This is a genomic window from Pseudomonas sp. DC1.2, assembly GCF_034351645.1.
GTDB lineage: Bacteria > Pseudomonadota > Gammaproteobacteria > Pseudomonadales > Pseudomonadaceae > Aquipseudomonas.
In genome coordinates this window covers 3,715,088-3,736,925 of the sequence record NZ_CP133782.1, presented here as the reverse complement: position 1 = coordinate 3,736,925, position 21,838 = coordinate 3,715,088, and the positions used below count along the sequence as shown (strand labels likewise).

17 protein-coding genes, 2 tRNA genes and 3 rRNA genes are annotated in these 21,838 nt (G+C 55.5%); 12 read left to right on the top strand and 10 right to left on the bottom strand.

Going from position 1 to position 21,838, the window contains the following annotated elements; translation table 11 throughout:
* Nucleotides 1–70 precede the first annotated feature (70 nt).
* Entirely contained in the window at nucleotides 71–535 is a 465-nt protein-coding gene (soxR, locus tag RHM68_RS16730; RefSeq protein ID WP_322216759.1) for a redox-sensitive transcriptional activator SoxR, read from the bottom strand.
* 94 nt (nucleotides 536–629) lie between these two features.
* On the opposite strand from soxR, the gene RHM68_RS16725 reads away from it, so the two are divergent.
* On the top strand, nucleotides 630–995 hold the full coding sequence (locus RHM68_RS16725) for an antibiotic biosynthesis monooxygenase (protein WP_322216757.1): 366 nt from the start codon (nucleotides 630–632) through the stop codon (nucleotides 993–995).
* On the opposite strand, the gene RHM68_RS16720 is transcribed toward RHM68_RS16725, so the two are convergent.
* The 4 genes from RHM68_RS16720 to msuE form a co-directional block, all read right to left on the bottom strand.
* A complete protein-coding gene (locus RHM68_RS16720) occupies nucleotides 992–2,095 on the bottom strand; it encodes a sigma-54 dependent transcriptional regulator (protein WP_322216755.1) in 1,104 nt (367 codons plus the stop codon). The genes RHM68_RS16725 and RHM68_RS16720 overlap by 4 nt on opposite strands.
* A 25-nt stretch (nucleotides 2,096–2,120) precedes the next feature.
* Complete coding sequence (locus RHM68_RS16715; protein WP_322216752.1) at nucleotides 2,121–3,308, bottom strand: acyl-CoA dehydrogenase family protein; 1,188 nt, start codon at nucleotides 3,306–3,308, stop codon at nucleotides 2,121–2,123.
* Between the two features lie 120 nt (nucleotides 3,309–3,428).
* Nucleotides 3,429–4,574, bottom strand: a complete 1,146-nt coding sequence (ssuD, locus tag RHM68_RS16710; RefSeq protein WP_322216749.1) for an FMNH2-dependent alkanesulfonate monooxygenase — start codon at nucleotides 4,572–4,574, stop codon at nucleotides 3,429–3,431.
* A 10-nt stretch (nucleotides 4,575–4,584) separates the two neighbouring features.
* Complete coding sequence (msuE, locus tag RHM68_RS16705) at nucleotides 4,585–5,148, bottom strand: FMN reductase (protein WP_322216745.1); 564 nt, start codon at nucleotides 5,146–5,148, stop codon at nucleotides 4,585–4,587.
* A 422-nt stretch (nucleotides 5,149–5,570) separates the two neighbouring features.
* On the opposite strand from msuE, the gene RHM68_RS16700 reads away from it, so the two are divergent.
* The 4 genes from RHM68_RS16700 to RHM68_RS16685 all read left to right on the top strand — a co-directional run bounded on the left by RHM68_RS16700 (nucleotide 5,571) and on the right by RHM68_RS16685 (nucleotide 9,747).
* Nucleotides 5,571–5,840: a hypothetical protein gene (locus RHM68_RS16700; protein WP_322216743.1), complete on the top strand. Its 270-nt coding sequence runs from the start codon at nucleotides 5,571–5,573 to the stop codon at nucleotides 5,838–5,840.
* A gap of 101 nt (nucleotides 5,841–5,941) precedes the next feature.
* Entirely contained in the window at nucleotides 5,942–6,556 is a 615-nt protein-coding gene (locus RHM68_RS16695; protein WP_322216741.1) for a LysE family translocator, read from the top strand.
* Between the two features lie 162 nt (nucleotides 6,557–6,718).
* On the top strand, nucleotides 6,719–7,885 hold the full coding sequence (locus RHM68_RS16690) for a cysteine desulfurase family protein (RefSeq protein WP_322216739.1): 1,167 nt from the start codon (nucleotides 6,719–6,721) through the stop codon (nucleotides 7,883–7,885).
* A gap of 53 nt (nucleotides 7,886–7,938) precedes the next feature.
* Nucleotides 7,939–9,747: an aminopeptidase P family protein gene (locus RHM68_RS16685; protein WP_322216737.1), complete on the top strand. Its 1,809-nt coding sequence runs from the start codon at nucleotides 7,939–7,941 to the stop codon at nucleotides 9,745–9,747.
* Between the two features lie 50 nt (nucleotides 9,748–9,797).
* Here the strand turns inward: RHM68_RS16685 and RHM68_RS16680 are convergent, their stop codons facing one another.
* Together RHM68_RS16680 and RHM68_RS16675 are read right to left on the bottom strand one after the other, a co-directional pair.
* The gene (locus RHM68_RS16680) at nucleotides 9,798–10,388 is read right to left on the bottom strand and encodes a 2-hydroxychromene-2-carboxylate isomerase (RefSeq protein WP_322216734.1); all 591 of its coding nucleotides are present in this window, start codon (nucleotides 10,386–10,388) and stop codon (nucleotides 9,798–9,800) included.
* 36 nt (nucleotides 10,389–10,424) lie between these two features.
* Nucleotides 10,425–11,153: an SDR family oxidoreductase gene (locus RHM68_RS16675; RefSeq protein ID WP_322216730.1), complete on the bottom strand. Its 729-nt coding sequence runs from the start codon at nucleotides 11,151–11,153 to the stop codon at nucleotides 10,425–10,427.
* A gap of 92 nt (nucleotides 11,154–11,245) precedes the next feature.
* Here RHM68_RS16675 and RHM68_RS16670 point away from each other — a divergent pair, with 92 nt between their 5' ends.
* The gene (locus RHM68_RS16670; RefSeq protein WP_322216728.1) at nucleotides 11,246–11,824 is read left to right on the top strand and encodes a TetR/AcrR family transcriptional regulator; all 579 of its coding nucleotides are present in this window, start codon (nucleotides 11,246–11,248) and stop codon (nucleotides 11,822–11,824) included.
* Here the strand turns inward: RHM68_RS16670 and RHM68_RS16665 are convergent.
* Together RHM68_RS16665 and rhtA are read right to left on the bottom strand one after the other, a co-directional pair.
* A complete protein-coding gene (locus tag RHM68_RS16665; RefSeq protein ID WP_322216725.1) occupies nucleotides 11,811–12,092 on the bottom strand; it encodes a hypothetical protein in 282 nt (93 codons plus the stop codon). The two genes, RHM68_RS16670 and RHM68_RS16665, sit on opposite strands and share 14 nt — an antisense overlap.
* A gap of 167 nt (nucleotides 12,093–12,259) precedes the next feature.
* Nucleotides 12,260–13,147 (bottom strand): threonine/homoserine exporter RhtA, encoded by an 888-nt coding sequence (gene rhtA, locus RHM68_RS16660; RefSeq protein WP_322216722.1) that lies wholly within the window; start codon nucleotides 13,145–13,147, stop codon nucleotides 12,260–12,262.
* Nucleotides 13,148–13,815: 668 nt separating this feature from the next.
* On the opposite strand from rhtA, the gene RHM68_RS16655 reads away from it, so the two are divergent.
* The 6 genes from RHM68_RS16655 (at nucleotide 13,816) to mrdA (ending at nucleotide 21,228) form a co-directional block, all read left to right on the top strand.
* Nucleotides 13,816–15,354: ribosomal RNA gene (locus RHM68_RS16655) — 16S ribosomal RNA — on the top strand.
* Nucleotides 15,355–15,437: 83 nt separating this feature from the next.
* Nucleotides 15,438–15,514, top strand: a tRNA-Ile gene (locus RHM68_RS16650).
* A gap of 30 nt (nucleotides 15,515–15,544) precedes the next feature.
* Nucleotides 15,545–15,620, top strand: a tRNA-Ala gene (locus RHM68_RS16645).
* Nucleotides 15,621–15,856: 236 nt separating this feature from the next.
* A 23S ribosomal RNA gene (locus RHM68_RS16640) occupies nucleotides 15,857–18,748 on the top strand.
* 168 nt (nucleotides 18,749–18,916) lie between these two features.
* Nucleotides 18,917–19,032, top strand: a 5S ribosomal RNA gene (gene rrf / locus RHM68_RS16635).
* Together the 16S, 23S and 5S rRNA genes with 2 tRNA genes alongside form the textbook arrangement of a ribosomal RNA operon.
* Nucleotides 19,033–19,335: 303 nt before the next feature.
* A complete protein-coding gene (gene mrdA, locus RHM68_RS16630) occupies nucleotides 19,336–21,228 on the top strand; it encodes a penicillin-binding protein 2 (protein WP_322216721.1) in 1,893 nt (630 codons plus the stop codon).
* A gap of 117 nt (nucleotides 21,229–21,345) precedes the next feature.
* Here mrdA and RHM68_RS16625 read toward each other — a convergent pair whose 3' ends face one another.
* Entirely contained in the window at nucleotides 21,346–21,747 is a 402-nt protein-coding gene (locus tag RHM68_RS16625; RefSeq protein WP_322216718.1) for a lysozyme inhibitor LprI family protein, read from the bottom strand.
* Between the last annotated feature and the right edge of the window lie 91 nt (nucleotides 21,748–21,838).

The window sequence follows — 21,838 nt, the reverse complement described above, 5'->3', positions numbered from 1 at the left end:
TATTCGTGTGGATTGTTGCGGGATGAACGTAGTTTTTGACGCGCTGAGGGAGCGCTCGCCGGATCGCTCGCTAGCGCTGGGTCCCTGACTCCAACAGCTGTGCGCCCGAGCCCTGCGCTGCGAGGACGTCGCCAAAGTTACGCAACGGACATGCCTCCATCGATAAACACCCGCAACCAATACAGCCGTTGAGTTTGTCGCGCAGCAACGTCAGTTGAGTGATTCGCTCATCCAGGTCGCGACTCCATTGCGCCGACAGCACCTGCCAGTCGGCCGCCGTCGGGGCGCGGTTGTCCGGCAGGGACTGCAGCGCCTGACCAATCTCAGACAACGGAATACCCAGCCGCTGTGCCACTTTGATCAAGGCCACCCGCCTCAATACCTCGCGTGGATAACGACGCTGGTTGCCTTGATTGCGATGGCTGGTGATCAATCCCTTGGTTTCATAGAAATGCAGGGCAGTAACGGCCACGCCGCTGCGAGCGGCCACTTGGCCGACAGTGAGTGCCTTGTGCAGATTTTTCGGGGTGATCATTTTTAAAAGGGCTCTTGACCTCTAGTTAGATAGAGGTTTTACCCTGCACACCTTCGAATCGCAAGAACCGACTTACACGTGAGGGGGGCTCTTCATGCAGGTGTTAGACAAAAATCGTAGTTTCACCCAACTGATCGAATTCGAAATCGAGCCACATCGGCAGTCGGCACTGGTTTCAGCGCTGTCTGCGCAAACAGAGCATTTGGCTCAGGATTACAGCGGATTCTTGAGTGCAAGTATCCAGGTCAGCGACGATGGCCGTCGGGTGCTTAGCTACCTGCAATGGCAATCTCGCGAGGCAGGCGAAGCCGCTTTCCGATGTTTTGAAAGCGGCGAGCAGGATTTTTGGCAACTGCTTCGTACCCATCAAGCGAAGACAGTTACCTTCGGCTCGTATCAGGTACTGCACAGCCTGGAGCGCAGCCGTGACCACGCATTGTGCTGCAATCTCGTGAACTAGATCGACAACTGCATCAACCGCTCGCCCTGCACATTTTCGGTGGGCCGTCGTTTGTTCACCGCCAGCTCGCCAATCTTGATCAGTCGAGTGCGAGTGACGTTGCGGCTCAGTCCCAGTAATGCGGCGGTGTGGACCTGGTTGTAATGACTGAAGCGATAAGCGGCCCGCAACAAAGCGTCTTCTACTTTCTCATGCAGCGCGCCGGCCTGTTCCTCGAAGAGCTTTTGGAACGCCCGGTCAAGCAAGGCTTCCGGTGAATCGTCGATGTGGGGGTGATGATCGTCCTGTCGCTCGATACGCAGGTTCGACAGGCGCAAGTCATCGCGTTCGATCACGCTGTTGCGGCAGATCAGCAGTGTGTGATGAATGACGTTTTCCAATTCGCGGATATTGCCTGGCCAACTGTAGCTGCGCAGTTTGAGCTCGGCCTCTTTGCTGATGGTGATACTGCCGTAGCCCAGGCGCTGGCTGTAGGCTTCGACGAAGTGTCGCGTCAGCGGCAGGATGTCACCGGGCCGCTCGCGCAGCGGGCTCAATTCGAGGCTGACGACATCGAGGCGGTAGTACAAATCCTCGCGGAAGTGACCCGCGTTGATGGCTTTCTCCAGTTGTACGTTGGTCGCCGCCAGCACTCGCACGTCGATCGCGATGCTCTTGCGCGAGCCCAGTCGCACCACTTCTCGCTCCTGCAAGACCCGCAGTAACTTGACCTGAATCGCCATCGGCAAATCACCGATTTCATCGAGAAACAACGTACCGCCGTCCGCCTCTTCGAACCAGCCCGCCTTGGCGCTCAGCGCGCCGGTAAAAGCGCCTTTTTCATGGCCGAACAGTTCCGCTTCGACCAGGGACTCGGAGAATGCACCGCAGTTCACCGCCACGAACGGCCGGTTGCGGCGAGCGCTGAGGTTGTGGATGTGGCGGGCCACCAGTTCTTTGCCGGTGCCGGTTTCGCCGATGATCAGCACGCTGGCTTCACTCGGCGCGACCTGTTGCAGGTGCGCGAGCAAAGCTTGGGATTTCGGGTCTTCGAACACCTGCGCCGTGGCGCGGATCGAGGTGGCCAGGGCGGGCGAGGGCGGTAGGGTCAACAACTGCATGGGGGCACGCTCCATGGATGGAAGGCTATGAATAGAAAGTGGGAATCGGCAGGGACTGGTTCAACGCCCAGTCACCCAGTTCATGGAGTTTGTAATCCACCGGGTCATGCAGGGTTTGGGTGCGCAGATTGCGCCAGTGGCGATCCAGTCCGAGGGAGGCGTGGGTCGAGCGTGCGCCAGTCACTTCAAATAACCGGCTGCACAGCTCCAGGCCGTTACGGGTTGCTGCGACCTTGGCCGTGGCAATGGCGGTCGCCAGATGTCCACGTTCTTCGGCGCCCAGGCTCGGGCCTTTGGCCCAGGCTTTGTCGAGTAATGCGCTGGCACGTTCCACCAGCAACCGTACCCCTTCGAGCGCCACCCAGAACTCACCGTAATGGCCCAGCACGTAAGGATCCTGACGCACATTCTGCGCGATGGATTTATGCCAGGGGCGGGTCTCGGTGACCGTGTATTGCCGCGCTTCTTCGAAAGCACCTTCGGCGATACCGAGGAACATGTGGGTAAACGTGAGCTGTGCGATCAATGGCCGCAGGCAGGCGAACGGCGTGCTCAAGGGGCCCGGATCGAGCAGCAACTCAGATTCTTCGACCCGTACCCGCTCGAACGTCGCGCTGCCGCTGTCGGTCTGGCGCTGGCCCATGGTGTTCCAGTCATTGTGCAGGGTGATGCCACTACGTCCGCTGGGAATCGCGGCGATCAACAGTTTGCCGCCGGCGTTTTCGTCCACCGCCGAGGCGATGAGCATTTGTGAATCGCTGGCGCCTGAGCAGAAGCTTTTCTTGCCGGAAAACTCTCGCCAGCCGCCGAGGTTTTTCACCACGGTACGCGTATCAAGCGGATTCAAGGCGTTGCCCCAAAACCAGTTTTTGCGCGCTGTCTGCTCGAACCACGGCTGCCACTGCTCCGGCCGAGAAAACAGGCGCACAGTGGCAAGCATTAGGTGATGAAAACCGAAGACGTGGGCGATGGAGCTATCAACCTTGGCGAACTCACGGACGACAGCCAGGATTTCACTCCAACTGGCGCCGAGTCCGCCGTATTGAGCAGGAATGCTCAATGCCAGCAGGCCGCTGTGGCGCAGGGCATCACGCTCGACTTTGGGGGTGCCACCGCGCTCGTCGCGTTCGACGGCGGTCAGCGCGAACTTAGCAGCCAGTCGGCGAGCGGTGTGTAAGGGGGGTAGCAGGGTGCCTTGTGGTTTTGCAGTCACGCTGAGTTCCTTCTTTCTGGCGACTGATCGTTCCCATACTCTGTGTGGGATGCCTCTGGAGACGCGGAGCGTCACGGCCTGCGTTCCCACGCAACGCGTGGAAACATTCAGGCGAGGCGGTCAGGCCGTAGCTTTGGTAGGCAACACATCATTGGCGATCATTTCGCCAAACGGCCCGGTGAGGTTGGTGACCCCACGTCCAGCGAGGCTGGCATAGGGTTCGGGCAGCAGCGGGAACACCAGTTCAGCGAAGCGATACGCTTCTTCAAGGTGTGGATAACCGGAGAAAATAAAGCTCTCGATTCCGAGGTCTGCGTACTCCTTGATTCGCGCCGCCACTTGCTGCGGATCACCGACCAATGCCGTTCCGGCGCCACCGCGTACCAAGCCGACACCGGCCCACAGGTTGGGAGAAATTTCCAGGTTGTCGCGACGTCCATCATGCAAGGCGGCCATGCGTCGCTGACCTTCGGAATCAAAACGCGAGAATGACTTTTGTGCGGCGGCGATAGTTTCGTCGCTGATGTGCTCGATCAATTTGTCGGCAGCTTTCCAGGCCTCTTCGGCGGTTTCGCGAACAATGACGTGCAAGCGAATCCCGAATTTTACCGTGCGCCCATTACGTGCTGCCCGTTCACGCACATCCGCCAGTTTTTCCGCTACAGCGGCCGGTGGCTCGCCCCACGTCAGGTAAACGTCCACTTGCTCGGCGGCCAGTTCATGGGCCGCTTCGGATGATCCACCGAAATACAGGGGCGGATAGGGTTTCTGCACCGGCGGATACAACGCCTTGGCGTTCTGTACTTTAAGGTGCTTGCCCTCAAAATCCACTGATTCGCCTTGCAGTACCCGGCGCCAGATTTGCAGGAATTCGTCGGTGACTTCGTAGCGCTCGCTGTGATCGAGGAAGATCCCGTCTCCACGGTTTTCATCCGGGTCGCCGCCTGTCACTACGTTGATCAGCAAGCGGCCGTTGGACAGTCGATCCAGGGTCGCGGCCATGCGTGCCGACACGGTCGGTGAAATGATCCCCGGCCGAATCGCCACCAGATAACGCAAGCGCTCAGTCAATGGCACCAACGCCGAAGCAATCACCCACGAGTCTTCGCAGGAGCGCCCGGTGGGAATCAGCACACCGTGGTAGCCGAGGCTGTCGGCGGCCTGGGCCACTTGTTTCAGATAGTTGAGGGTTACCGGGCGGGCGCCTTGGGTCGTGCCCAGGTAATGACCGTCGCCGTGAGTGGGCAGAAACCAGAAAACATCCATGAAGAGATCCTTAAGCGATTTTCAGCAGATTTTTGGGGTATACGCCGAACAACGGCGCAGCGCGCTCTGCAGCAAGACGAATGCGGGCCTTCAAGGGCTCACTGGTTATTTGGTAGTTGGAGAAGTCCGCTTCGGTGGCGTACACACCAATCGGCAAGGTCAGGGCCTGGAAGAAACTGAACAGAGGCCGTAGCTGATGATCGAGCATCAGAGCATGACGCTCGCTGCCTCCGGTGGCGGCCAACAGCACCGGGGTGTCGATCAGCGCGTTGAGGTCGATCAGGTCGAACAGGTGCTTGAGCAGTCCGGGGTAGGAACCGCGATACACCGGCGCGGCGACGATCAGCAGGTCGGCGCTTTCGATGGCTTGCAACTGGGCTTCGATCTCCGCGCTCAGTTCGTTGCGTGCTAATGCCGCGCCCAGCGGCCGGGCGATGTCACCCAGTTCGATCAACGTGCTCTCGATCGGTAATTGTGTGGCCAGTTCGGCCAATAGCGCCTGAGTCAGCACCAATGTGCGAGATGGACGCCAAGTGCCTCCAGAGAGGGCAATCACTTTCAATGGACGCGACATGATCAGTTCCTTTTTAAACAGTTGCTCAGGGAGCAGTGAGTAGTCACCCAATTGAGCAAGAGCTGTACCAATCTATAGAGGCCCCGTATTTAGGGGCGTGCAGCACTGTCGGAATGAAGGACTGTGCGATTTTCAGACGGGTTTGTTGAATGGCTGTTGCCTGGCAGACAGTTGCGTGGGCAACAGTGCATGAGGCGCTAGCGTTGTTATAGAGGCTCTTTGTTATTCCTCAAAATACCGTAAATAGATATTTCTAGATCTTAAAAGAATATGCGGGCGTTCCCTATCCTGTAGGCGCGATCTGTTTGCTGCCAATCGCTGACTAACCTCGATACCGACTATCACGAGTGTTGATTTCTGCTGTCGGGTGCACGGGCGTAGCCTTCATCCACCGCTACAGACCCGATCGTCAGGACCTTCCCATGAACCGTTTGCTCGCTGTTTCTTTGCTGCTCACCGTCTCTGTTCTCGCAGGGTGTGGCACCCACCAATCCCCTGAACTTCGTCCCTACAGCGCACAAGAAGCCCAGGAACTGGCGCTGGAATCCTTGAGTCGTCGCGGGTTGTCCTTTGATGAATACCAGGCCAAAAGAGCTGAGTTACTGGGCCCGCCACAAAAATCTCTGGTTTTCGACAACCGGGGTGAAATGAACGCCGAGCGCGCGGTACACCTTCACGGTCGTCCAAGCTGATCGAGGACTGTACTGCTCGAACTTTCAGGCAACTGTGCGTGGGTTTCCTTTCGGGCGTGCGTTAGGGTCAATGCCTGACTGACCCTGACTGGCTGCCACCGATGACACTCTCGCTTGATCTGCTGCTGGGCTTCGCCCTGTTTGCTCTCGTCACCTCAATCACCCCCGGCCCGAACAACACCATGTTGTTGGCATCGGGTGTGAACTTCGGTTTTAACCGAACCATTCCCCATATGCTCGGCATCACCTGCGGCTTCTTTGTGCTGGTCTTGGCCGTGGGGTTTGGCTTGGGCGCAGTCTTTCAACGCTACCCATTGCTTTACACCGTGTTGCGTTATGTTGGCGCCGCCTACTTGCTATATCTGGCGTGGAAAATCGCCCATTCGGGTCCTGTCTCCGAGAGCGAAGCCGGCAAGGGCAAACCGATCAGTTATCTGGGCGCTGCGGCGTTCCAATGGGTCAATCCCAAGGCGTGGATCATGGCTATCGGCGCCGTTAGCACTTACACACCGATGCAGGGCTACTTCACCAACGTGATTGTTATTGCGGCGGTTTTTGCCGTGATCAACCTGCCAAGCGTGGGCCTCTGGGCTGCGTGCGGCACGCTGTTGCGCAATGTGCTGCGTCATCCGCGCTGGTTGCGCCTGTTTAACTGGGGCATGGCACTGTTGCTGGTGATTTCGCTGTATCCGCTGCTGCTTCAAAGCGTTAGCTGACGCATTGCTTCAATCCGGCGCCCGATGCCTGTTAAGCTCGACTTCAGGAGCGTTCCTACGCACTTTGAAACGAAGTCGTATTTCTTTTATGGCATCCAATCAGGTATGGCTGGTGTCCACATCCCGCGTACCTGATCCCGGAACATGCTCTGCGAGTCTTTTATGAATAAACGTGCGTTGTATTTCGACTACGCCGCCACCACGCCGGTGGATGAGCGGGTCATCAAGGTCATGGTCGAGTGTCTGGGTTTCCATGGCAACTTCGGCAACCCCGCGTCTAGTTCCCATTCCTTTGGCCAACAGGCTCGTCAATCGGTCGAGCAAGCCAGACGGCAAGTGGCTGAGCTGATCGGTGCTCAGCCTGAGCAAATCGTCTGGACCTCCGGTGCCACCGAATCCAATAACCTGGCTCTTAAAGGCGTCGCCCAGGCCCGTGGTGTGTCCGGTGGACATATCATCACCAGCCAGATTGAACACAAGGCGATTCTCGACACGGCTAAACAGTTGCAGGACTCGGGCGTCACGGTGACGTATCTGGTGCCCGACGCTGATGGCCTGATTACTCCGCGAGCGGTCAGTGAAGCCATGCGCGCCGACACCTTCTTGGTGTCGCTGATGTTGGTCAACAACGAACTGGGCACCGTCAACGATATTCCGGCTATCGGTCAGGTGGTGCGTGATCGTGATGCGCTGTTTCATGTGGATGCGGCGCAAGGTGCAGGGAAAGTGGCGATTGACCTGGCGCAGTTGCCAGTGGATCTGATGTCATTTTCGGCGCACAAAATCTACGGCCCCAAGGGCATCGGGGCGCTGTATGTCGGCCCTCGTGCCCAGCAACGTTTGCAGGCACAGATCCACGGCGGTGGTCACGAAGGCGGTTTGCGCTCTGGCACCTTGGCGACTCACCAGATTGCGGGCATGGGCCTGGCTTTTGCGTTGGCAGCGACATCTTTTGAGGAAGAGCACGCCACGATCGTCCGTCTGCGAGAACGCTTGCTCCAGCAACTGCTAAGCATTCCGGGCGTTCGTCTCAATGGCAGCCCCTCCCGGCGTATCCCTCACACCCTGAGCCTGACTTTCAGCGAGGGCGAGTTCAACTCGGCTGCGTTGAGCCATTCGATAGCGTTTTCCGCGACGTCGGCCTGTAACTCCGCCAGCAATGCGCCCTCCCATGTGTTATTGGCCCTTGGGCATGACGTGCGTTTGGCCGGTCGCACCCTGCGCTTGAGCCTGGGGCGTTTCACTACTGAGCAAGACATCGATCAAGCGATTCAACTGATTAAAGCGGCTTGCACCGATGCACCGGCATTCTGGGCGGTCAGTCCCTAAGCGCCGATTTTGATCGGCACCGAACAATAATGAAGTGGTTAGCAGGAGACACGATGAGTACGCAGCCTTTGACCCATGGATTGGTTCCCCAGCGCCTGGCGCAAACCCGCGAACTGATGAGCCGCGAGGGTATTTACGCCCTGCTGGTGCCGTCGGCCGACCCACATCTTTCGGAATACCTGCCAGGTTACTGGCAGGGGCGGCAATGGCTGTCGGGTTTTTATGGCTCGGTGGGCACCTTGATCGTCACGCAGGATTCTGCCGGTGTCTGGGCGGACAGCCGCTATTGGGAGCAAGCGAGCAAGGAACTCGAGGGCAGCGGTATCGAATTGGTCAAGCTGCAACCAGGTCAGGCGAGCCCGCTGGACTGGCTGGCTGAGCGGACGCCGGAAGGTGGGGTAGTGGCGGTGGATGGTGCGGTGATGGCCGTGGCCTCGGCGCGTACCCTGAGCAGCAAACTCGAAGAGCGCGGCGCGCGTCTGCGTACTGACATCGATCTGTTGAACGAAGTCTGGAGCGATCGTCCGGGCCTGCCGAACGAACCTGTCTATCAGCACTTGCCGCCGCAGGCGACTGTGAGCCGCGTCGAGAAACTGGCTACGTTGCGAGAATCGCTTCAGGCACGTGGGGCCGATTGGCACTTCATCGCCACCCTCGATGACATTGCCTGGCTGTTCAACTTGCGAGGCGGCGATGTTTCGTTCAATCCGGTATTCGTGTCCTTTGCCCTCATTAGTCAGGAACAGGCGACGTTATTCGTCGCGTTGAGCAAGGTCGATGTTGAGCTGCGAGAGATTCTCGAACGCGATGGCGTGAGCCTGCGCGATTATAGCGAAGTGGCTGCTGCCCTGCGTTCTGTTCCAAGCGGCGTGAGCCTGCAAGTCGATCCGGCGCGTGTGACGGCCGGCTTGCTGGAAAATTTGAACAGCGGCGTGAAACTGCTCGAAGGCTTGAACCCGACTACCCTGGCCAAATCGCAAAAAAGCCTGGCCGATGCCGAACACATTCGTCGGGCCATGGAACAGGATGGCGCGGCACTCTGTGAATTTTTCGCCTGGCTTGAATCGGCGTGGGGCCGCGAACGTGTCACCGAGCTGACCATCGACGAACACTTGACGGCGGCCCGCATGCGGCGCCCAGATTATGTGTCGCTGAGTTTCAACACCATCGCGGCGTTCAACGCCAATGGCGCAATGCCGCATTACCACGCCACCGAAGAAGAACACGCGGTGATCGAAGGCGATGGCCTGTTACTGATCGACTCTGGCGGCCAGTACCTGGGCGGCACTACCGACATTACCCGAATGGTGCCGGTGGGGACGCCTACTAACGAACAAAAGCGCGATTGTACGCGGGTGCTCAAGGGTGTGATCGCGTTGTCCCGTGCGCAGTTTCCGCGGGGCATTTTGTCGCCGTTGCTGGATGCCATCGCCCGTGCGCCGATCTGGGCTGAAAGCGTCGACTACGGTCACGGCACCGGTCATGGTGTGGGGTATTTCCTGAATGTTCACGAAGGCCCGCAAGTGATTGCCTATCAGGCTGCCGCTGCGCCGCAAACCGCTATGCAACCTGGAATGATCACGTCCATTGAACCGGGCACTTACCGTCCGGGTCGTTGGGGTGTGCGGATCGAGAACCTGGTGTTGAACCGTGAGGCAGGCAAAAGCGAATTCGGTGAATTCCTCAAATTCGAAACCCTGACCCTGTGCCCTATCGACACACGCTGCCTGGAATCCTCGCTGTTGACGGAGGAGGAGAAGCAATGGTTCAACGCCTATCATGCCGAAGTGCGCGAGCGCTTGAGCCCATTGCTCGATGGCGCTGCGCTGGAATGGTTGAAGACCCGTACAGTGGCTATCTGACGCAAATGAACTCAGGCGCTGTGTTAGGCGCCTGACTCATTCAGCGAGATCTAACTCAACGCTTCCACTACGAAGTCCAATCGGTCTTGGCCGAAGAACAACTCATTACCGACAAACATGCTGGGGGCACCGAACACGCCGCGTTTTACCGCGTTTTCGGTGTTGTCCTTCAGAGCGGTTTTGACTTCCTCGTCGGCCGTTAGTGCAAGCACCTCATGTGGGGCGAAACCGTTTTGCGTCAGCACCGCCGCGACGGCTTCTGGATCATTGAGATTGCGGCCTTCAACCCAGAGTGCATTGAACAGGCAATTGATTAGCGCCTCGAAACGTTCGGGGTGGCGCAATTGCATGCCGGTGACTGCGCGCATCAGCATCAGGGTGTTGATCGGGAAGTGCGGATTGAACTTCATTGGTACGCCGTAACGTTTCGCGTAGCGGTCCAGGTCCTGAAACATGTAGCGGCCCTTTGCCGGGATGGTCGCGGGCGATGCATTGCCGGTGGCTTTGAAGACGCCACCCAGCAGCATCGGGATGTAGGTCAACTGGCTGCCGGTTTGTGCACAAATTTTCGGTAGTTGTGTATGGGCCAGATAAGTGGCCGGACTTCCAAGATCGAAAAAAAACTCTACGGTTTTGCTCATGATCGGTACGCTCTGCTTATTGTCGTGGAGGTGGGCTTACCAGCGTTCGTTCCATGGGCGCAGGTCGAGTTCGAAGGTCCAGGCATCCCGTGGCTGGCTGTGCAGGTACCAATAGTTTTCGGCAATGTGCTCGGGGTTAAGGATGCCGTCCTGGTCCTTGGTCGCATATTTTTCCGGGAAGCTGTCGCGGATAAAATCGGTATCGATGGCGCCGTCGACCACGATATGAGCGACATGGATGTTCATCGGTCCGAGCTCCCTGGCCATGCTTTGTGCAAGGGCTCGAATACCGTGCTTGGCCCCTGCGAAGGCAGCAAACCCGGCAGCGCCGCGGATACCCGCCGTGGCCCCGGTGAACAGGATCGTGCCTCGTTGGCGTATCGCCATGCGCTTGGCGACCTCACGTGCATTGAGAAAACCTGAGAAACAGGCCATTTCCCAAATCTTGAAATACTTGCGGGCGGTTTCTTCGAGAATACTGCAAGGCACATTGGCACCGATATTGAAGACAAAAGCTTCGATGGGGCCGATCTCGGTTTCAATCTGCTCAATGAGCGCAACCACATCCTCTTCCTTACGTGCATCGCAGGCAAAACCATGAGCTTGGCCGCCGCTGGCCTTGATGGTATCCACCAGTGGCTGCAATTTGTCGGCACTGCGGCGAGTCACACAGGCGATGAATCCTTCCTGGGCAAATCGTTTGGCGATAGCGCCGCCGGTAGCATCGCCTGCACCGACAACCAATACGACCTTCTTGTTATTCATAGGTAGACCTCTTTATTAAACGATCGTTAACTAAACGAACGTTATGCTACGATCCGGCCAGCGTCAAGGCGATCAACTCTGAGGACAAGGCAATGCGTTACTCATCCAATCACAAGCTGGAAACAAAAGAGAAGCTGCTGGACAGCAGTGGATTACTTGCCAAGAAGTCAGGTTTCTCAACGGTTGGCGTCGATGGCTTAATGAAGGCTATCGGTTTGAGTGGTGGGGCGTTCTACAGTCACTTTTCGTCGAAGGACGAGTTGTTTGCGGCGATCGTCGAACGAGAGTTGTGCCAAAGCCTGGCTCGTCTTGGCGGGCATGACGAGCAGAATCGTTTCAGGCTCGAGCGTTGCCTGAAGCACTACCTGAGCATGGCCCATGTCGAGCACCCTGAGTCCGGATGTGCGCTTCCGGCTTTAGGTGCGGAGATTGCTCGCTCAGATGTGTTGGTGCGCCAGCAGGCGGAGCTCTGGATTTGCAAGCTTCAGGAGAGTTGGGCGCAGATTCTAGGCAGCGACAGCCTGGCTTGGGCGATTCTGTCGCAATGCGTCGGCGCTTTGGTGGTGGCGCGAATGTTGGCCACCCCAGAGATACAGCGCACTGTGTTGCAGTCCAGTCACGATGAGATTGGCCGCCTGATGGCGGGGCAGCACGCACCTATTTACAAATGACGATCATGCTGCGACTGGTATAGCCGGCGGGGTTAAGGCCAAACGGATAATCCCCGGGTTCCTCTACAACGTCTCCCGATTTGGCGATTACCTTGTAACCCTTGGGTGCGCAGGAGTCAGCAGCGCTGGTGTAGCACTTGTCCCAAGAGGACGAGAGCCCTGAACAGTTGATGTGGATCCCTTTTTTGCCGTGTTTGACTTGGGTTTTTGAGGTCGCCGCACAGCCCGCAACTGCAAGTAAGGCGATCAATATCAAAATTCGTTTCATTGCTGTCCCTTAGCGGCCCGGATCTTACGCCCGAGTCTGGCTGTATTCGCTTTTGCTTGAAGCGTTTCGACATCCCTATTTGAAAAAAATCCATTTGTGGCATTAGGTTACGGTCCTAAACATGGCCTAAGTGCGCGACAAATGCCATAGCTTCTTCAAATCCTGTATCAATCCGCCGCGACTGCTGGCTTTGCATTACTGCCCATGGTCATGGTCGCGCCGACGGAAGCCAGGATGATGCACAAAATGGCCATCCACTGTGACAGCGAAAGAAACTCATGGAGGAATAGCAGGCCTGAGAGGGCGCCGATTGCAGGCTCGATGCTCATGAGAGTGCCGAAGGTACGTGTGGGCATTCTAGTCAGCGCGATCATCTCCAGGGTGTAGGGGAGTGCTGTGGAGAGTACGGCAACGGCGATGGCTATTGGGATTAGGGAGGGTGTCAATAATGCTGCGCCGGCATGAACAATGCCGATGGGCGCTACAAATATCGCCGCGATCATTACCCCCAGCGCTGCCGTCTGTACCCCATTGTCTGCGCCAGCCTTCTGGCCGAAGAGAATGTAGAGTGCCCAGCAGACTCCTGCGCCCAGCGCGTAGCCGGCTCCCACCCAATCGATTCCATTGCTCGCCGCTCCTGTCGGTATCAATAGCATCAAGCCCACGGCTGCGAGTGCGATCCACAGAAAGTCGATTGCTCGACGCGATGCATAGATAGCCACTGCCAGTGGTCCAGTGAACTCCAGTGCTACCGCGATCCCCAAGGGAACGGTGCGCAATGACATATAGAAGAGGAAGTTCATCCCCCCCAGTGCCATCCCGTAGATGATTACCGTGCGAAGGGATTTTGCAGTGAGGTTCGCCCGCCATGGGCGCAGTAATAGCAACATGATTATGCTGGCGAAGACCAGTCGCAGGGTCGTAGTCCCTTGGGCGCCCACAATAGGAAACATACTTTTGGCCAAGGATGCACCGGATTGGATCGACGCCATGGCTATTAATAGCAGGCCCACTGAGAACAAGGTCGAGGCAAGGCTGCGGGGCTGGTCATTCATTGCGTGGCATCGTCCGAAGTGGGAAGCGAAAGCATTGCTTAAGTGATGGGCAATATACTGCGCATTCGTTTCGATCTCGTCTATATATAAGCAGGCATTTTGCGCTTCTTGATAGAAAAGGCTAATTAGGTGTTGACGGCAGATTCTGGAAGTCTATAATTCGCCCCACTTCCGGCGCAGTCGAAACGGAAAACTCCTTGGTAAACAAAGAGTTATGTAGGTTTCGACAGCGAGCTGCTTCAGATTATCGAAGCCCAGAAGGAGTTGATAAGGCAGTGTGTTTTAGCCTTATAAACGATTCGATCTTCTCGATCGAAAGCGGAGAAAAAGAGGTGTTGACAGCAGCGAGTAACGCTGTAGAATTCGCCTCCCGCTAACGAGAGATCGAAAGCGCAAGTGGTTGAAGTTGCAGAGGAAACTTTGAAACTTCTTAAAATAACCGCTTGACAGTAACAGGGGCTGCTGTAGAATGCGCGCCTCGGTTGAGACGAAAGATCTTAACCACCCGCTCTTTAACAACTGAATCAAGCAATTCGTGTGGGTGCTTGTGGAGTCAGACTGATAGTCAACAAGATTATCAGCATCACAAGTTACTCCGCGAGAAATCAAAGATGTAACCAACGATTGCTGAGCCAAGTTTAGGGTTTCTTAAAAACCCAAAGATGTTTGAACTGAAGAGTTTGATCATGGCTCAGATTGAACGCTGGCGGCAGGCCTAACACATGCAAGTCGAGCGGCAGCACGGGTACTTGTACCTGGTGGCGAGCGGCGGACGGGTGAGTAATGCCTAGGAATCTGCCTGGTAGTGGGGGATAACGCTCGGAAACGGACGCTAATACCGCATACGTCCTACGGGAGAAAGCAGGGGACCTTCGGGCCTTGCGCTATCAGATGAGCCTAGGTCGGATTAGCTAGTTGGTGAGGTAACGGCTCACCAAGGCGACGATCCGTAACTGGTCTGAGAGGATGATCAGTCACACTGGAACTGAGACACGGTCCAGACTCCTACGGGAGGCAGCAGTGGGGAATATTGGACAATGGGCGAAAGCCTGATCCAGCCATGCCGCGTGTGTGAAGAAGGTCTTCGGATTGTAAAGCACTTTAAGTTGGGAGGAAGGGCATTAACCTAATACGTTAGTGTTTTGACGTTACCGACAGAATAAGCACCGGCTAACTCTGTGCCAGCAGCCGCGGTAATACAGAGGGTGCAAGCGTTAATCGGAATTACTGGGCGTAAAGCGCGCGTAGGTGGTTCGTTAAGTTGGATGTGAAATCCCCGGGCTCAACCTGGGAACTGCATTCAAAACTGTCGAGCTAGAGTATGGTAGAGGGTGGTGGAATTTCCTGTGTAGCGGTGAAATGCGTAGATATAGGAAGGAACACCAGTGGCGAAGGCGACCACCTGGACTAATACTGACACTGAGGTGCGAAAGCGTGGGGAGCAAACAGGATTAGATACCCTGGTAGTCCACGCCGTAAACGATGTCAACTAGCCGTTGGGAGCCTTGAGCTCTTAGTGGCGCAGCTAACGCATTAAGTTGACCGCCTGGGGAGTACGGCCGCAAGGTTAAAACTCAAATGAATTGACGGGGGCCCGCACAAGCGGTGGAGCATGTGGTTTAATTCGAAGCAACGCGAAGAACCTTACCAGGCCTTGACATCCAATGAACTTTCTAGAGATAGATTGGTGCCTTCGGGAACATTGAGACAGGTGCTGCATGGCTGTCGTCAGCTCGTGTCGTGAGATGTTGGGTTAAGTCCCGTAACGAGCGCAACCCTTGTCCTTAGTTACCAGCACGTAATGGTGGGCACTCTAAGGAGACTGCCGGTGACAAACCGGAGGAAGGTGGGGATGACGTCAAGTCATCATGGCCCTTACGGCCTGGGCTACACACGTGCTACAATGGTCGGTACAGAGGGTTGCCAAGCCGCGAGGTGGAGCTAATCCCAGAAAACCGATCGTAGTCCGGATCGCAGTCTGCAACTCGACTGCGTGAAGTCGGAATCGCTAGTAATCGCGAATCAGAATGTCGCGGTGAATACGTTCCCGGGCCTTGTACACACCGCCCGTCACACCATGGGAGTGGGTTGCACCAGAAGTAGCTAGTCTAACCTTCGGGAGGACGGTTACCACGGTGTGATTCATGACTGGGGTGAAGTCGTAACAAGGTAGCCGTAGGGGAACCTGCGGCTGGATCACCTCCTTAATCGACGACATCAGCTGCTCCATAAGTTCCCACACGAATTGCTTGATTCATTGAAGAAGACGATTTAGAAGCAGCCCGAAATTGGGTCTGTAGCTCAGTTGGTTAGAGCGCACCCCTGATAAGGGTGAGGTCGGCAGTTCGAATCTGCCCAGACCCACCAATTTTGTGTGGGAAACGCCTGTAGAGATACGGGGCCATAGCTCAGCTGGGAGAGCGCCTGCCTTGCACGCAGGAGGTCAACGGTTCGATCCCGTTTGGCTCCACCACTTACTGCTTCTGTATTGTAAAGCTTAGAAATGAGCATTCCATTGTTAAGATGGTGAATGTTGATTTCTAGTCTTTGATTAGATCGTTCTTTAAAAATTTGGGTATGTGATAGAAAGATAGACTGGACGTTACTTTCACTGGTAACGGATCAGGCTAAGGTAAAATTTGTGAGTTAAATTGCGAATTTTCGGCGAATGTCGTCTTCACAGTATAACCAGATTGCTTGGGGTTATATGGTCAAGTGAAGAAGCGCATACGGTGGATGCCTTGGCAGTCAGAGGCGATGAAAGACGTGGTAGCCTGCGAAAAGCTTCGGGGAGTCGGCAAACAGACTTTGATCCGGAGATGTCTGAATGGGGGAACCCAGCCATCATAAGATGGTTATCTTAAGCTGAATACATAGGCTTAAGAGGCGAACCAGGGGAACTGAAACATCTAAGTACCCTGAGGAAAAGAAATCAACCGAGATTCCCTTAGTAGTGGCGAGCGAACGGGGACTAGCCCTTAAGTGGCTTTGAGATTAGCGGAACGTTCTGGAAAGTACGGCCATAGTGGGTGATAGCCCTGTACGCGAAAATCTCTTAGTCATGAAATCGAGTAGGACGGAGCACGAGAAACTTTGTCTGAATATGGGGGGACCATCCTCCAAGGCTAAATACTACTGACTGACCGATAGTGAACTAGTACCGTGAGGGAAAGGCGAAAAGAACCCCGGAGAGGGGAGTGAAATAGATCCTGAAACCGTATGCGTACAAGCAGTGGGAGCCCACTTTGTTGGGTGACTGCGTACCTTTTGTATAATGGGTCAGCGACTTATTTTCAGTGGCGAGCTTAACCGAATAGGGGAGGCGTAGCGAAAGCGAGTCTTAATAGGGCGTCTAGTCGCTGGGAATAGACCCGAAACCGGGCGATCTATCCATGGGCAGGTTGAAGGTTGGGTAACACTAACTGGAGGACCGAACCGACTACCGTTGAAAAGTTAGCGGATGACCTGTGGATCGGAGTGAAAGGCTAATCAAGCTCGGAGATAGCTGGTTCTCCTCGAAAGCTATTTAGGTAGCGCCTCATGTATCACTGTAGGGGGTAGAGCACTGTTTCGGCTAGGGGGTCATCCCGACTTACCAAACCGATGCAAACTCCGAATACCTACAAGTGCCGAGCATGGGAGACACACGGCGGGTGCTAACGTCCGTCGTGAAAAGGGAAACAACCCAGACCGTCAGCTAAGGTCCCAAAGTTATGGTTAAGTGGGAAACGATGTGGGAAGGCTTAGACAGCTAGGAGGTTGGCTTAGAAGCAGCCACCCTTTAAAGAAAGCGTAATAGCTCACTAGTCGAGTCGGCCTGCGCGGAAGATGTAACGGGGCTCAAACCATACACCGAAGCTACGGGTATCACTTAGGTGATGCGGTAGAGGAGCGTTCTGTAAGCCTGTGAAGGTGAGTTGAGAAGCTTGCTGGAGGTATCAGAAGTGCGAATGCTGACATGAGTAACGACAATGGGTGTGAAAAACACCCACGCCGAAAGACCAAGGTTTCCTGCGCAACGTTAATCGACGCAGGGTTAGTCGGTCCCTAAGGCGAGGCTGAAAAGCGTAGTCGATGGAAAACAGGTTAATATTCCTGTACTTCTGGTTATTGCGATGGAGGGACGGAGAAGGCTAGGCCAGCTTGGCGTTGGTTGTCCAAGTTTAAGGTGGTAGGCTGGAATCTTAGGTAAATCCGGGATTCTAAGGCCGAGAGCTGATGACGAGTTGTCTTTTAGACGACGAAGTGGTTGATGCCATGCTTCCAAGAAAAGCTTCTAAGCTTCAGGTAACCAGGAACCGTACCCCAAACCGACACAGGTGGTTGGGTAGAGAATACCAAGGCGCTTGAGAGAACTCGGGTGAAGGAACTAGGCAAAATGGCACCGTAACTTCGGGAGAAGGTGCGCCGGTGAGGGTGAAGCATTTACTGCGTAAGCCCATGCCGGTCGAAGATACCAGGCCGCTGCGACTGTTTATTAAAAACACAGCACTCTGCAAACACGAAAGTGGACGTATAGGGTGTGACGCCTGCCCGGTGCCGGAAGGTTAATTGATGGGGTTAGCTAACGCGAAGCTCTTGATCGAAGCCCCGGTAAACGGCGGCCGTAACTATAACGGTCCTAAGGTAGCGAAATTCCTTGTCGGGTAAGTTCCGACCTGCACGAATGGCGTAACGATGGCGGCGCTGTCTCCACCCGAGACTCAGTGAAATTGAAATCGCTGTGAAGATGCAGTGTATCCGCGGCTAGACGGAAAGACCCCGTGAACCTTTACTATAGCTTTGCACTGGACTTTGAATTTGCTTGTGTAGGATAGGTGGGAGGCTTTGAAGCGTGGACGCCAGTTCGCGTGGAGCCAACCTTGAAATACCACCCTGGCAACTTTGAGGTTCTAACTCAGGTCCGTTATCCGGATCGAGGACAGTGTATGGTGGGTAGTTTGACTGGGGCGGTCTCCTCCTAAAGAGTAACGGAGGAGTACGAAGGTGCGCTCAGACCGGTCGGAAATCGGTCGTAGAGTATAAAGGCAAAAGCGCGCTTGACTGCGAGACAGACACGTCGAGCAGGTACGAAAGTAGGTCTTAGTGATCCGGTGGTTCTGTATGGAAGGGCCATCGCTCAACGGATAAAAGGTACTCCGGGGATAACAGGCTGATACCGCCCAAGAGTTCATATCGACGGCGGTGTTTGGCACCTCGATGTCGGCTCATCACATCCTGGGGCTGAAGCCGGTCCCAAGGGTATGGCTGTTCGCCATTTAAAGTGGTACGCGAGCTGGGTTTAGAACGTCGTGAGACAGTTCGGTCCCTATCTGCCGTGGACGTTTGAGATTTGAGAGGGGCTGCTCCTAGTACGAGAGGACCGGAGTGGACGAACCTCTGGTGTTCCGGTTGTCACGCCAGTGGCATTGCCGGGTAGCTATGTTCGGAATAGATAACCGCTGAAAGCATCTAAGCGGGAAACTAGCCTCAAGATGAGATCTCACTGGGACCTTGAGTCCCCTGAAGGGCCGTCGAAGACTACGACGTTGATAGGTTGGGTGTGTAAGCGCTGTGAGGCGTTGAGCTAACCAATACTAATTGCCCGTGAGGCTTGACCATATAACACCCAAGCAATTTGCAGGCTTTGAGCCCAAGGGCGAAAAAGCACCAGATTGCGGTGTGTGAAGACGACACAAGTCGAAAGTTTGCGATCAAACACACAAATCTATTACATACCCATTCGCTGGCGTGTTACCCGTAAGGGCTGACGCACTGGCTACCGAATTTCTTGACGACCATAGAGCATTGGAACCACCTGATCCCATCCCGAACTCAGTAGTGAAACGATGCATCGCCGATGGTAGTGTGGGGTTTCCCCATGTGAGAGTAGGTCATCGTCAAGATTAAATTCCGAAACCCCTATCTGCTTATGCAGGTAGGGGTTTTGTTTTTGCGCCCAGGAAAGTACCTTTTTCTCCACAACTGCTAAAAAGGCATGAATCAGCCCATCAAAGTTGAGAAAAAGTCACGAATTCTCCTTCACTTCAAACGCATCCGACTGTCGTTTTGGCCTTCAAGGACAACCTTTCGAGTAAATCGCGCTAAAGTGGCAGCGCGGTTTTTGGTATGGTGCAGCTCGTTTTTTAACGGACTGATTTCAACCCCACGGACCGGCCCCCTTTTTTTGTCAAAGAGCTGCTGCAGAAATGCCCGAACCGATACCTATAAAGGATCACGAAAAAGAAAAGCGTCTGGTCAATAAAAGACTGATGGCCTGTGCTTTGTTTGTGATCGCCATCACTTGCGCGCTGGTCGTGCGCATGTATGTGTTGCAAGTCGTCGAGTTTGATTACCACTCGACGATCTCTGAAAACAATCGTGTTCACGTCTTGCCGATCACTCCGACCCGTGGGTTGATTTATGATCGTAACGGCGTGGTACTGGCGGACAACCGACCCAGTTTCAACCTGACCATTACCCGTGAGCGCGCCTCCGATGTCAAAGAGGAACTGGATGAGGTGGTCAGTCTTCTGCGTCTGCCGCCCGAGGACCGGACGCTTTTCGACAAGGCGATGAAGCAGGCGCGTCATCCGTTCGTGCCGGTCACCCTGTTCTACGAACTCACCGAACAGCAAATCGCTGTGCTTGCGGTCAACGAATTCCGTTTGCCGGGCCTCGATGTTGAGCCACAATTCGTGCGCCATTACCCAATGGGTGCGCATTTTGCCCACTCCATTGGTTACGTCGGTCGCATCAACGAGAAAGAATCCAAGGCCCTGGATACGGTGGAATACCGTGGCACACAATCTATCGGCAAGACGGGTATCGAAAAATTCTATGAGTCCGAGCTGCACGGCCACGTAGGTTACGAAGAGGTCGAAACCAACGCCCAAGGCCGAGTGTTGAGGGTGCTTAAGCATACCGATCCGATTCCAGGCAAAAACATCGTTTTGAGCCTGGACGTCAAACTTCAGGAAGCCGCCGAGAACGCGCTGGGGGATCGCCGTGGTTCGGTTGTGGCGCTTGATCCGTCGACAGGCGAAGTATTGGCCATGGTCAGTAAGCCTAGTTTCGATCCTAATCTCTTCGTCACCGGCATCAGCTTCAAGGAATATGCGGCGCTGCACGACTCTATCGACAGACCGCTGTTCAACCGCGTGTTGCGTGGTCTCTACGCGCCGGGCTCGACCATCAAGCCGGAAGTCGCCATTGCCGGGCTCGACGCCGGCGTGGTCACTCCGCAGACTCGGGTCTTCGATCCGGGTTATTACCAACTGCCTGACTTTGATCACAAGTACCGCAACTGGAACCACAGCGGTGACGGCTGGGTGGATATGGATGCGGCAATCATGCGGTCCAACGACACCTATTTCTATGACCTAGCGCACAAGCTGGGCATTGACCGTCTGCACGACTACATGGCGATGTTCGGTCTTGGCGAGAAGGTTTCCCTGGACATGTTCGAAGAGTCGGCAGGTCTGATGCCATCCCAGGCGTGGAAGCGCGCCACACGCCGTCAACCGTGGTTCCCAGGTGAAACAGTAATCTTGGGCATTGGCCAGGGTTATATGCAGGTCACGCCATTGCAGTTGGCCCAAGCGACAGCGCTTATTGCCAACAAGGGGGTCTGGAACCGCCCGCACCTGGCCAAGACGGTGGATGGTGTGGCGCCGGTTGACGAGCATCCGATGCCGAACATCCTGCTCAAGGATCCGCGTGACTGGGAACAGGTCAACCACGGCATGCAAATGGTGATGCACGATGCTCGCGGTATTGCTCGGGCGGCAGCGGTCGGCGCGCAGTACCGTATCGCTGGCAAGAGTGGTACGGCACAGGTGGTGGCGATCAAGCAGGGCGAGCGTTACAACCGCGCGAAAACCCTCGAGCGTAACCGCGACAACGCCTTGTTTGTAGGTTTTGCACCGGCCGAGCACCCGAAGATTGTTATCTCGGTGATGATTGAAAACGGCGAGGCCGGTGGGCGTGTTGCGGGGCCAGTGGTAAGAGAGATTATGGATGCCTGGTTACTCGATCAGGACGGCCATCTGAAACCTCAATACGCCACGCCAGTTAAACTGCCGGGCGACCCTCACGTTTAAGTGACCAAGGCTTGTTCCGGCGCTAAATGTCAGAACAAGCCTTTGTTCAGCAATAATTTGCCATTCAACTGCGTGGGCTAGTTCGGTTGCTTTGCCGTCCTGATCAACGCCAAAGCATCAAGCCCCTGGAACCGGGCAACTCATATCACCTTCCTGACACTTTAAATATTGCTTGAACGCCTCGACCCGCACCTTGGTCAAGTCAGTAGCGCAATTGTTGTGGATCAATGGATACATGCTGCCCCCCACCACCCCAGAAGCCGTAAATTCGCACTCGGCATCACGAAACGCCACCCACGCTCGCTGAGCCCCAACCAATAGTTTTTTGGTGTCTGGGCTGTCCTTCAACCGCGCAGTGATCTGCTGGTAAAGCGCATTCAGCTCCTTGTCTGCTACTTTGTTCTGCTGCGCCGCGCACTGATTCATAGTGCTCTGGTCGGTGGCGTTAGCGCAGTCAATGGCATTGGCCAAGGTGGTGAACAGCAATGGCGCCAAGGCCAGAAGAACACGTGGGTGCATGGAGATTCTCGCTGTGAGAGTGGCAATGAAAGTGCAGTTTAGCGAAGAGGGTGGCAGGTGAGGAACTGTGCCACGCACCGAGGAAACTTGC